General features: G+C 63.4%; 10 protein-coding genes and 2 pseudogenes. 11 read left to right on the plus strand and 1 reads right to left on the minus strand.

The features are described from left to right. The first annotated feature begins 21 nt into the window (after window positions 1–21). The 9 genes from ACFOFO_RS26035 (at window position 22) to ACFOFO_RS26075 (ending at window position 7,364) form a co-directional block, all read left to right on the plus strand. Window positions 22–1,407: a TIGR03862 family flavoprotein gene (locus ACFOFO_RS26035; protein WP_390321345.1), complete on the plus strand. Its 1,386-nt coding sequence runs from the start codon at window positions 22–24 to the stop codon at window positions 1,405–1,407. Next, complete coding sequence (locus ACFOFO_RS26040; RefSeq protein ID WP_390321343.1) at window positions 1,400–1,627, plus strand: VF530 family protein; 228 nt, start codon at window positions 1,400–1,402, stop codon at window positions 1,625–1,627. Before ACFOFO_RS26035 ends, ACFOFO_RS26040 begins: the two co-directional genes overlap by 8 nt. Window positions 1,628–1,780: 153 nt before the next feature. Next, a complete protein-coding gene (locus tag ACFOFO_RS26045; protein ID WP_390321341.1) occupies window positions 1,781–2,080 on the plus strand; it encodes a DUF4404 family protein in 300 nt (99 codons plus the stop codon). A gap of 349 nt (window positions 2,081–2,429) precedes the next feature. Next, window positions 2,430–3,329 carry a recombination-associated protein RdgC gene (locus ACFOFO_RS26050; RefSeq protein WP_390333478.1) on the plus strand — a complete coding sequence of 300 codons (900 nt, stop codon included), beginning with the start codon at window positions 2,430–2,432 and terminating at the stop codon, window positions 3,327–3,329. 283 nt (window positions 3,330–3,612) lie between these two features. Continuing rightward, window positions 3,613–4,164, plus strand: a complete 552-nt coding sequence (locus ACFOFO_RS26055) for a hypothetical protein (RefSeq protein WP_390321338.1) — start codon at window positions 3,613–3,615, stop codon at window positions 4,162–4,164. A gap of 274 nt (window positions 4,165–4,438) precedes the next feature. Beyond that, window positions 4,439–4,708 carry a hypothetical protein gene (locus tag ACFOFO_RS26060; RefSeq protein ID WP_390321336.1) on the plus strand — a complete coding sequence of 90 codons (270 nt, stop codon included), beginning with the start codon at window positions 4,439–4,441 and terminating at the stop codon, window positions 4,706–4,708. 209 nt (window positions 4,709–4,917) lie between these two features. Beyond that, window positions 4,918–5,877: a prolyl aminopeptidase gene (pip, locus tag ACFOFO_RS26065; RefSeq protein ID WP_390321334.1), complete on the plus strand. Its 960-nt coding sequence runs from the start codon at window positions 4,918–4,920 to the stop codon at window positions 5,875–5,877. A gap of 477 nt (window positions 5,878–6,354) precedes the next feature. Then, the gene (locus tag ACFOFO_RS26070; RefSeq protein ID WP_390321331.1) at window positions 6,355–6,825 is read left to right on the plus strand and encodes a DUF2721 domain-containing protein; all 471 of its coding nucleotides are present in this window, start codon (window positions 6,355–6,357) and stop codon (window positions 6,823–6,825) included. A gap of 77 nt (window positions 6,826–6,902) precedes the next feature. Beyond that, on the plus strand, window positions 6,903–7,364 hold the full coding sequence (locus tag ACFOFO_RS26075; protein ID WP_390321328.1) for a hypothetical protein: 462 nt from the start codon (window positions 6,903–6,905) through the stop codon (window positions 7,362–7,364). A 179-nt stretch (window positions 7,365–7,543) separates the two neighbouring features. Here ACFOFO_RS26075 and ACFOFO_RS26080 read toward each other — a convergent pair whose 3' ends face one another. Further along, the gene (locus ACFOFO_RS26080; RefSeq protein WP_390321326.1) at window positions 7,544–8,134 is read right to left on the minus strand and encodes an SRPBCC family protein; all 591 of its coding nucleotides are present in this window, start codon (window positions 8,132–8,134) and stop codon (window positions 7,544–7,546) included. Window positions 8,135–8,450: 316 nt separating this feature from the next. Here ACFOFO_RS26080 and fadH point away from each other — a divergent pair. Further along, a pseudogene (gene fadH / locus ACFOFO_RS26085) lies at window positions 8,451–8,681 on the plus strand (NADPH-dependent 2,4-dienoyl-CoA reductase); the annotation flags it as partial. Window positions 8,682–8,727: 46 nt separating this feature from the next. Next, window positions 8,728–8,985, plus strand: a pseudogene (locus ACFOFO_RS26090) (YdcF family protein); the annotation flags it as partial.

An 8,985-nucleotide genomic window follows, 5' to 3' on the forward strand; every position in this document is an offset into this window, starting at 1 on the left:
TGATCCGACGAGAGAGTCCTGATGACCCCAATTAGCCAGACCGTTGCCATCATCGGCGGCGGTCCCGCCGGTCTGATGGCGGCCGAAGTCCTGAGCCAGCATGGCCTGCGGGTTGACCTGTATGACGCGATGCCGTCGGTCGGGCGCAAGTTCCTGCTGGCCGGGCGCGGCGGCATGAATTTGACGCACTCCGAGCCGCTGGCCCCGTTTCTGGCGCGTTACGGTGCGCGCGCGCAGCAGGTCGCGCCCTGGCTCGACGGCTTCGGGCCGGACGCGCTGCGGGCCTGGGTGCACGGCTTGGGCATCGACACCTTCGTCGGCTCCTCGGGCCGCGTGTTTCCCACCGACATGAAGGCGGCGCCCTTGCTGCGCGCCTGGCTGCATCGGCTGCGCGCGGCCGGCGTCGGCTTTCATATGCGACATCGCTGGCTGGGTTGGCAGGATGATGATACACAGCGCGATTCGGAGCGCGATTCGGAGCGCGATTCGCAGCGCGGTTCGAACCACGGTTCGGACCGAGGTGCGCGCGCACTGCGCTTCATGACGCCGCACGGCGAACAGACGCGGCAGGCCGACGCGGTGGTGCTGGCGCTGGGCGGCGGCAGTTGGGCCCGGCTCGGCTCGGACGGCGCGTGGGTGCCGCTGCTGGCGCAACAGGGCGTTGCGGTGGCGCCGCTGCAGCCGGCCAATTGCGGTTTCGAGGTCGGTCACGCGCAGCAAGCCGGCTGGAGCGAACATTTCCGCAGCCGCTATGCCGGTCAGCCGGTCAAATCGGTCGCGCTGCATTACACCGACCCCAACGGTCAGCGTCAGCGCCGGTCAGGCGAACTGATGGTGTCCGACCGCGGCGTCGAAGGCAGCCTGATCTATGCGATCTCGAGTGTGCTGCGCGAACAGATCAACGCCGCCGGTGCGGCGCTGATCGCGCTCGATCTGGCGCCGGACTGGCCCTTGCAGCGCGTGATCGACGCGCTGGCGCGGCCGCGCGGTGCGCGCTCGATGGCCAGTCACCTGCAGAGCCGGGTGAATATCACCGGCGTCAAGGCCGGCTTGCTGCGCGAGCTGGCGTCGGCGGCGGACTATGCTGATCCCGAGTTGCTGGCGCACAAGATCAAGGCGCTGCCGCTGCGGCTGACTGCCGCGCGCCCGCTCGACGAGGCGATCAGTAGTGCCGGCGGCGTGCGCTTCGACGCGCTCGATGCGCAATTGATGCTGAGCGCGCTGCCAGGCGTATTCTGCGCCGGCGAGATGCTGGACTGGGAGGCGCCGACCGGCGGCTACCTGCTGACGGCATGTTTTGCCAGTGGCCGCGCGGCGGCGCACGGCGTGCTGGCGTGGCTGGCAGGGAAGGAGCAGGGCGGCTGCGCGACTCCACGAATTCTTGATCTTGGGCAAACCGATGACTGATGAAGCAATCAAAAATTCCGGTAGCGGGCGCACGCTGCAAGGCGTCACGCTGGAAGCGATCCTGCAGGCGCTGGTGGCGCAATACGGCTGGGACGAGCTGGCGCGCCGCATCGACATTCGCTGTTTCAAGCTGGATCCGAGTGTCAAGTCGAGCCTGAAATTCCTGCGGCAAACGCCTTGGGCGCGCAAGAAGGTCGAAGAGCTGTATCTGGAGCAATGAGCGAGTGGCACTGCCACGTTTTCCTGTTTTGCAGTCGACCGGCTGCATTGCGCCCGCAAATGGTGCAAAATGGGATCATACTGACGGCGAGTATATGAATCTCCTAGCACCACTTGCGCTAATTGCAGTGCACCTCACACAGGGCGACCCATCATGGACACCGAACAACTGAAAGCATCGCTGAAGAAGCTGCACGCCAATCTGGAAGACGCCGATACGCTGGATGGCGAACTGAAGGAGCTGCTGCAGGTTCTCGACAGCGACATCCAGAGCTTGCTCGGCAAGGGGCAGAGCACGGCAGAGCGGAATGGCACGGACCAGCCGCTCGGCGCCGAGGCGGTCAGCCTGGCCGCACGCACCCAATCGCTGTCGGCCCGTTTCGCAGCCGAGCATCCGCGCCTGGACCCGGTGCTGCGCGAACTCGGCGCGATTCTGGAGAAGATGGGGATTTAGCCATCCGACAGCCGGTCCGTCGCCGCCGAATACACTCCGCCACAAGGCGTGCTCCCGCCTATTCCCAACGTCCGCGATTTGCCCACATCACAATCCGCGCTGCGCGCCATGCGACCCCGGCGTGTGCTTCCAGATGCAGCCAAAATTTGTCCAAATGACATCGGTTAACATGGGAGTATGGGGCAAAACTATGACTATTGCCCGCGTTTTCATTGGGCTTTGAAATATACACTGCCCAGTATATTCTTTGTCGAAAAAACCCCACAAACCCGGAAGCGCCTGCCGCCGGCCCTCGCGCAGCGTGTAAAATGGCGCCCTTTCTCCAAAAATTCCGGAAGACGACAAAGCCATGTGGTTCAAGAATCTGCAAATCTACCGCCTGCCCGCACCGTGGGCCATCACCGCCGAGCAACTGGAAGCCTTTTTGACGCCGCATACCTTCGCCGACGGCAGCAGCATGGATCTGCAGAATCAGGGCTGGGCCGCGCCGCGCGACAAGGGCGCTCTGGTGCATGGGGTCAACCGCCAGTTCCTGCTGATGCTCGGCACCGAAAAGAAGCTGTTGCCGAGTTCGGTGGTGAACCAGGTGACCAAGGCGCGCGCGGTCGAGATCGAGGAGCAGCAAGGCTTTGCGCCCGGCCGCAAGCAGATGAAAGACCTCAAGGAACAGGTCACCGACGAGCTGCTGCCGCGCGCCTTCAGCATCCGGCGCAACACCTACGCGTGGATCGACACCGTCAATGGCTGGCTGGTGATCGACGCCGCCAGCGCGGGCAAGGCCGATGAATTGCTGAAACCGCTGATCAAGGCGGTCGACAAGTTCCCGTTGGAAAGTTTTCGTGTCGCGTTCTCGCCGGTCGCCGCGATGACCGACTGGCTGGTGGCCGATGAAGCGCCGCACGGTTTTACCATCGACCAGGACACCGAACTGAAGGCGACCGGTGAAGGCAAGGCCACCGTGCGCTATGTGCGCCACACCTTGGAAGCGGACGACGTGCGGCGCCACATCGCCGGCGGCAAGCAATGCACGCGGCTGGCGCTGACCTGGAACGACCGCATCTCGTTCGTGCTGACCGACGCGCTGACCTTGAAACGGATCACGCCGCTGGACGTGCTGAAGGAAGACGCCGACAAGAGCACCCGCAACGATGATGAGCGCTTCGACGCCGACATGATGCTGATGACCGGCGAGATCAACAAGATGCTGGGCGACTTGGTGGCGGCGCTGGGTGGTGAAGTGAAAGTCTAAGCCAGCACCGTAGCGTCGGCAGGACCGGGAATGGCGGGCCGCGCGGCAGCGTTGACCCGCCATTTTTTTGCCGATTTTTGGTCGCGCAATGGCCAGTCCGCGGCTGTTTTGTCGATTTGATTACACTTTCTTACATTCTAAAAATTGGTTTTAATTCAAGTGCTTAGGCCGCAGGTTCGCGCGGTTTTGATGTGCGAATGGCAATTGCGCTGAACGCCGGTATTGTCGTGTCGTCAAAACTCTCAGCATCGATGATGCATTTTATTAACTTCGGGAGTAATACATGACATTCAAATCCAATCTGCAATCCTTGACTCTGGTGCTGCTGGCATCGGCTTCCACACTGGCGCTGGCCCAAGGCGTCCATCTCGGCGGCGGCGGTGCGGTCGGCGCCAATGGCGCGATCGGTGGCGCGTTGCAGCGGCCGGCGATGCCGGCCGTACCCGCAGTGCCCGCCACCCCGGCCGTTCCGGCCAGCGGCGCACAAAGCGCCATCACCGGCAACGCGGCCGCTGAAGTCAGCGGCAATGCTCAAGGCGTGCAGGATGTCAGCGGCACGACGCACGGCATGGCCAACGCGGCAGGGACTGGCGCCGGCGCGGCAGCCAAAGAGCTGAAAGACGCTAGTGCGACGGGTATGGCAGCAGGCAAGACGACACTGGCGACGGACGACAGCGCCAAGGCCGACGGCAACAACGCAGCCCACAGCAGCCACAAGAAAGCGCAAAAGGTGCAGCGTCGCGTCAGCCCAACATCCGGCGAGGCCAATGCGTCGCTGAACGCATCCACCAATGCGTCGGTCAACGGCGGCGCAGCGGCCAAGACCGGCCAATAGTCGCCAATGGTGCCAATGGTGCCGATAATAGCCGGCTGGCCGGTCATTTGCAGCGCCATCGCCCGGCTCCCCGGCAGCACGGACAGACCGCGCCCGCTGGGGGCGCCATCGCGTCAGGAGGTACTCACTCCTGGCAACTGCCGCCACAGGTGGCGAGGTTTGTGAAAATTTACTAACTGAAAGATCCGTGCTCAACGACTATACTGGGGATTGTAAGCACATCGCTGGTTCCGGGCTCCCGGCCCGGGCGGCGACCAAGGTAGCAGGCGCCACCATGCGATTCATCATCCAATACCAGTATCAGACCAAGGACAAGTCACGACCTTTCATCGAGCTAGAATCGCTCGAAATATCGAGCCTGAACGGCGAATTCCTGGCGGTCCCGAATCTCGGCGACCATGTATTCATGACGCGCGCCGGCGTGTTCGGCGTGGTCGAGAGCAAGCTGTTCTCGTACTACGACGATTACTGCAACATCAACATTATCCTGATCGAAAGTTATCAGGACTATTCAACGCTGACCAAGCACCCGCAACCGGCCTGATCGAGCGCCGCCGCCATTGTGGTTGCGCACCCACCTGCAGTTCGACAATTGGCGATGATGCCGCGCGCCGCCGCACACTCGCGTCCGGACCATTGAAGCGGATAAAATCACCGGTTTCGCGCTAGCGATCGATAGCCGGCGATGCTGCCGCGCTGACGGCTTAGCGCGTCGCTGTTGACCCCGACCAACCCGCAACCGATTTGACACCCATGAACCCACCATCACTCTTCCCGCCGCTCGCGCCATACGAGCACGGCATGCTGGCCGTCGACGCACTGCACACGCTGTACTGGGAGCAATGCGGCAATCCGGACGGCCTGCCGGTATTGTTCCTGCACGGCGGACCGGGCGCCGGCTTGTCGCCCACGCACCGCCAGTTTTTCGATCCGGTGCATTACCGCGTGGTGCTGTTCGACCAGCGCGGCGCCGGCAAGTCGACCCCGCTGGGCGAGGTGCGCCACAACACGACGCCATTGTTGATCGACGACATCGAGCAGTTGCGGCGGCTGCTGGGCATCGAGCAATGGCTGGTATTCGGCGGCTCGTGGGGCTCGACCCTGGCGCTGGCCTACGGCGAAGCGCATCCCGAGCGCTGCCTCGGCTTCGTGCTGCGCGGGATCTTCCTGTGCACGCCGGGCGAGGTCGACTGGTTCGTCAATGGCATCGCCAATTTTTTCCCGGAAATTCATGCCGAATTTGCAGCGGCGATCCCCGAGGTCGAGCGTGGCGACCTGCTGCAAGCCTATTGCCGCCGCCTGTTTTGCGACGACCCGGCGGTCACCACCGCGGCGGCCAAGAGCTGGAGCCGTTACGAGGGTAGCTGCCTGTACCTGCGGCCGCAACCGGAAGCGGTCGCGGCCTTCGAGTCGGACGCGGTCAGCCTCGGCCTCGGGCGGCTGGAGGCGCACTACATGCGCAACCAGGGCTTCGTGCCGGACGACCAGCTGATCCGCAACATCGCGCGCATCCGCCATCTGCCGGCGGTGATCGTGCAGGGTCGCTACGACGTGATCTGCCCGCCGACCAGCGCCTGGCGCCTGCACCAAGCCTGGCCGCAAGCCAGACTGCAGATCATCGACGACGCCGGCCACGCCGCGCTGGAACCGGGCACCGCGCAAGCGCTGGTCGCCGCCACCGAGCAGTTCCGGTTGCGGCGCCGTTTCGATTGAGCATGACTGCTCGCCGGACCTGATCACGAATACTAATCACGAATACTGTAATCCTAGCAACGGCAGTTGACCGCTTGTTTGCTTCGATAAGTTGATGAATTGATTGGAGTTTTTCATGGCTAAACAGCGTACCGTTTGGGTGAGAGCGCTACAGGCACGATTGCACGCTTTTCCGGTGGCCGGCATTCCGGCCTTCTGGCGTCGTTGCTTCTCCTTGCAGAATGCAGTCTGCCGCGGTGGCGCAGGGGTTTCGTGGGGCATGCCCCACGCCTGCGCAACAGGTTGTCCCTGCAAGGACAAACACCCACCCTGCAGGGTTACGGGCGTCGCATCTAGCCAGAAAGCCGGAAAAACGCACACTTGCAGTGCGCGTGTTCGCTTGCAAGCGAACACCGTTACGCAGGCGGATGGCGTACCATCCGAAACCCCTGCTTCACCTCGCACCTGTCCAACTGCCGTTTCTAGGATAATCGCGGCATGAACATTCAACTCGGCGACATCGGACACATCATCCAGCTGGCGATCGCGCCGGTATTTCTGCTGAGCGGCGTCGGCACCAATCTGATCGTGCTGACCAACCGGCTGGCGCGCATCATCGACCGTTCGCGTATCTTGGAAGAGCGGCTGGAGCCGCGGCCGGAACAGCGGCCGGCAGGCGCCGAGCAGCCGCCCAATGCCGAGGACAAGATCGAGCTCGGGATCCTGTACCGGCGCGCGCACCTGATCCATGTCTCGATCACGCTCAGTACCGCCTGCGCGCTATTGATTTGCCTGGTGATCGTGGCGCTGTTCGTCGGCGACGCGCTGAACGCCGAATTCTCGCGCAGCATCGCCGCCTTTTTCGTGCTCAGCATGCTGTCCCTGATCGGCAGCTATGTGTGCCTGTTGCGCGAGATTTTCATCGCGACCCACACTCATCTGCTGCGCACCATGTACATCCTGCGCTAGCCGCTGCGACACCCCGTCAGGCGCGCAGACGGCCGCGGGCAGCGTGCGATAATGGCGTATCTACTGGACCATTCATCATGCCTACAACAGATTACCAACGGCCACCGACGCTGTATCGCTACGACCAACGCGCGACGCTGGAACGGGCGCTGACGCAAGGCGAATTCCGCCTGCAACCGGCCACGCACTGCCTGACCCTGAGTTTTTCACAGGCCTGGAACCCGGAATTATTCGACCGGTTCGGCGGCGTCGACAGCTGCCTGATCATTCACCACACCGAAGAATTCGGCGAGCGCCTGCACCGCGCGGTGCAGAAAGCCCTGCCGAACTGGGCCGGCATCGACGGCCCGATCGACTACCGCCAACGCAGCCATCTGGGTGCAACTTTCAGCAAGACCCCGGCCGAAGCGCGCGAGCAGGAATGGCTGTTCGCATGGCGCCCTTTGAATTCAGTCAGCAGCCGGAACCCGGTGGTGGTGCGACTCGGCAGCCTGGAAGCGTTTGCCGAGTTGCGCGAAAAAGACACCCATGTGAGTTGAGTTTGACTCGCCCCGGGTCGCGCATCGGCGCATACCGACGATGCGCCGGACCGGGCAGAAACCGGACCGAGTGACCGCAATTTGATGGAGTATCAGGCAAATGTGAACGATTCATTGGCGCAACTGGCCTGATGGTCGACCAGTATATGTAGCGACCGTGCACCAGAGCCGCGCCGCCACTACAAATTTTTGCCGATCTCCGCAATCACCGCATCCACCATATTTTTCACATCGCGCCGGATCAAGACGGTGCCGAAGAACGGCGGCACGAAAAAATTCGGCATCATGCTGCCGCTATAAGCGATGCGGGTACCGCTGGCGCCGTTCTGGGTCGCCGGCGCGATGTCCCAGTGCGAACTGTATTGCTTCATATCGCCCTCGACCAGCGTGATGTCAATCGCGCTGAACGGCGTCTCCAGCACCTTCACCACCAGCCGCACATCCTGGGTCAGGAACAGGAAGCCGAGGCTGCCGCGTTCCTCCACCACCACCTCGGCCCCGTTGCGCGACAGCAGCCGTGACAGCTTCAGGTTGGGCACGAATTCATGCATCCGGTCGTAATCGGTCAGCACCTTCCACACCTGCTGCGGCGTGGCTTGGACAAAACCGCTGGTCTGGATCTCGTACACGATGCCGGACTCCCGATGGATGCGCCGGACCGACGCCGTGATCGGTTCGGAACGCACGCTGGCGCGCTCCATGGCTTCGCGTGCCACTGTCGGCGCCACGATGGCAGACAGCAGCAGGACGAGGAGCAGGGGGCGGGTCATGCTTGTTAGCGTAAGGCATGCGCCGGCGGATGACAAGCTGTGGCAGCAGCGCCGCACGCGATCGGCTCGTGCGGCCGGACACGACGTGGGCATGATCATGGTCAGGTCGTGTCCGGCAGCGCCGTCTGTTTCTGCTGCTTGCGGCGCTATTTTGTCTGTCGCCGCGCGCTGCCACACACTATCGGTTTGGAGAGCTTCCTCTCACCATCGGCCGCAGTCTGCCGACGCAGCGCAAAACGCCTATGATGGCAGTTGGAAAAAAACGCGAGAGCCTGCACCCATGAGCAATTCCCACTTTCCGCAATGGATGGCCGCGCTCGAGCAGCGCAAGAGCACCAAGATCGGCGCCGGCCTCGGCAAGAGCTCCGGCTGGGTCCATCGCGCCACCTTGCAGCGCAAGGGCGTCGAGATGCTGGCCGGGGTCGAATACCAGCAGATCGACGATCAGGGTTTGCACATCGCGGTGAACGGCCAGCCGCGCTTGCTGGAAGTCGACCATGTGGTGATCTGCGCCGGCCAGGAGTCACTGACCGAGCTGATGCCGGCCGCGTTGTGAGCGCGCGCCTGCCGCACACGCTGGCGGGAAGCGCTCGATGAGCCTCGGCTGGCTGTTCAACAATGTGGCCGGTGCGCTGCTGCTGCCGCCGCTCAACCTGATCCTGCTGGGCCTGCTCGGGCTGGCGCTCAGGCGACGCTGGCCGCGGCTCGGTCCCGGCCTGTGCGTGGCGGCATTGGCGCTGCTGGCCGTGCTCAGCAGCAAGGCCGGTGCACGCCTGCTGGTGACGCCGCTGGAACGGCTGAGCGCACCGCTGACTGCGCCGTTGGCCGCGCAGCGTGGCAGCGGCGCGCAG

Origin of the sequence: Pseudundibacterium arcticum (assembly GCF_042646465.1) — a bacterium.
Lineage (GTDB): Bacteria > Pseudomonadota > Gammaproteobacteria > Burkholderiales > Burkholderiaceae_D > Undibacterium_A > Undibacterium_A arcticum.

What these genes read in the sequence shown, in the direction of transcription:
- ACFOFO_RS26040 (WP_390321343.1), top strand. Translation starts at nt 1,400, where the DNA reads ATGACTGATGAAGCAATCAAAAATTCCGGTAGCGGGCGCACGCTGCAA.
- ACFOFO_RS26045 (WP_390321341.1), top strand. Translation starts at nt 1,781, where the DNA reads ATGGACACCGAACAACTGAAAGCATCGCTGAAGAAGCTGCACGCCAAT.
- ACFOFO_RS26075 (WP_390321328.1), top strand. Translation starts at nt 6,903, where the DNA reads ATGCCTACAACAGATTACCAACGGCCACCGACGCTGTATCGCTACGAC.
- pip (WP_390321334.1), top strand. Translation starts at nt 4,918, where the DNA reads ATGAACCCACCATCACTCTTCCCGCCGCTCGCGCCATACGAGCACGGC.
- ACFOFO_RS26060 (WP_390321336.1), top strand. Translation starts at nt 4,439, where the DNA reads ATGCGATTCATCATCCAATACCAGTATCAGACCAAGGACAAGTCACGA.
- ACFOFO_RS26050 (WP_390333478.1), top strand. Translation starts at nt 2,430, where the DNA reads ATGTGGTTCAAGAATCTGCAAATCTACCGCCTGCCCGCACCGTGGGCC.
- ACFOFO_RS26080 (WP_390321326.1), bottom strand. Translation starts at nt 8,134, where the DNA reads ATGACCCGCCCCCTGCTCCTCGTCCTGCTGCTGTCTGCCATCGTGGCG.
- ACFOFO_RS26070 (WP_390321331.1), top strand. Translation starts at nt 6,355, where the DNA reads ATGAACATTCAACTCGGCGACATCGGACACATCATCCAGCTGGCGATC.
- ACFOFO_RS26055 (WP_390321338.1), top strand. Translation starts at nt 3,613, where the DNA reads ATGACATTCAAATCCAATCTGCAATCCTTGACTCTGGTGCTGCTGGCA.
- ACFOFO_RS26035 (WP_390321345.1), top strand. Translation starts at nt 22, where the DNA reads ATGACCCCAATTAGCCAGACCGTTGCCATCATCGGCGGCGGTCCCGCC.